Source organism: Cytobacillus sp. S13-E01 (assembly GCF_029193815.1).
GTDB lineage: Bacteria > Bacillota > Bacilli > Bacillales > Bacillaceae_L > Bacillus_BV.
On sequence record NZ_JARFVC010000077.1, the window covers coordinates 1 to 1,317 of the forward strand.

The 1,317-nt window shown below is 36.6% G+C and carries 1 protein-coding gene; it reads left to right on the forward strand.

The genetic code is table 11. From position 1 onward, the window contains the following. Positions 1–107 precede the first annotated feature (107 nt). On the forward strand, positions 108–1,317 hold a 1,210-nt coding region (locus PY093_RS21235), incomplete at its 3' end, for an IS4 family transposase (protein WP_275647712.1).

The window sequence follows — 1,317 nt, forward strand, 5'->3', positions numbered from 1 at the left end:
TTTTTTGTAATAATTGGTAATTTTTAGTTCAAATAGATACAAAAAAACCTTATAATTAGGTGGAAGGTAGGTTGTCCTGTCCAAATCCCAATTATAAGGAGAAATCTATGGACAAGAATACCATAAAAACAGTTTTTAAGGAATACATCCACCCTATGGATGAAACAGTTATTTTAAAAATGGTTGATCAGATGAAGCTTGATAAATATGTGAAAAAGCTTGATAGTCTAACCTTTACAAAACTATTTATTTATGCTCAGCTGAAGCAGCTTGATAGCCTTAAAAAAATTAGATTCAAGGTGAAGCACAAAAAGAACTTACAAAAAGAACTAGGCTTAAAAAACATAAGTATATCTCAACTGTCCCGCAAACTTTCGGATCTTCCTCCAGCTATTTTCGAGGCTATTCTGCATCATCTTGTAGAACAAATCCATCGGGAATTCGGAAAAGAAAAGGGTGACGGTTTACTAGGGAAAATTCATCTTATTGATTCAACTACTATCTCTTTTTCCCTTAGCCAGTATCGGTGGGCTGATTTCCGAAATACAAAAGCCGGGGTTAAAATCCATACTCGAGTCGTTTTTCATGAAGGGGAAACTTCCCCAGACAAAATCATCATCACTCCAGCCAGGCCAGCAGATGTCACACAGCTAGATGGCTTAATGATCATCGATAAGGATGCACTTCATGTGTTTGACAGGGGTTACTTTGATTTCGAGAAGTTCGATTATTACTGTCAACATAATATTCGGTTTTGTACCCGTATTAAGGAAAATACGGTCATCCACGTCATTGAAGAACTTCCAGTTGACCCGTCTTCCAACATTCTTCGTGAGGCTGTGGTTAAACTGGGAAATATGAAATATCCTGTAAGGTTAGTCGAAACAAAGGATAGTCAAGGGAATCCCATCTCAATCATTATCAATGATGCGAAAGTTAGCGCACAGGAGATCAGTGACCTTTACCGAAATCGCTGGCAAATTGAATTGTTTTTTAAGTGGATGAAGCAGCATTTGGTCATTAAAAAATGTTATGGAAAAAGCGCAAATGCCGTTTACAATCAAATTTACATAGCTATGATCACCTTTTGTCTAACTTTATTGATGAAGAAAAAAGTAAGTTATCAAGGAACCCTCCTTGATATGCTTGAGTTTTTAGGTGAATATTGGTCGAAATGCTTCTTCAATTTTGTAAAAGCACTTTTTGAAAGGCCTGATCGATCATCAGATGGTCGAAGGCGACTAAACCATGAACAGGTTTTCACTGAAACCCTAGCACAGTTTGAAAAAGGAGATGTTCAGCATTTAGATGAATTAA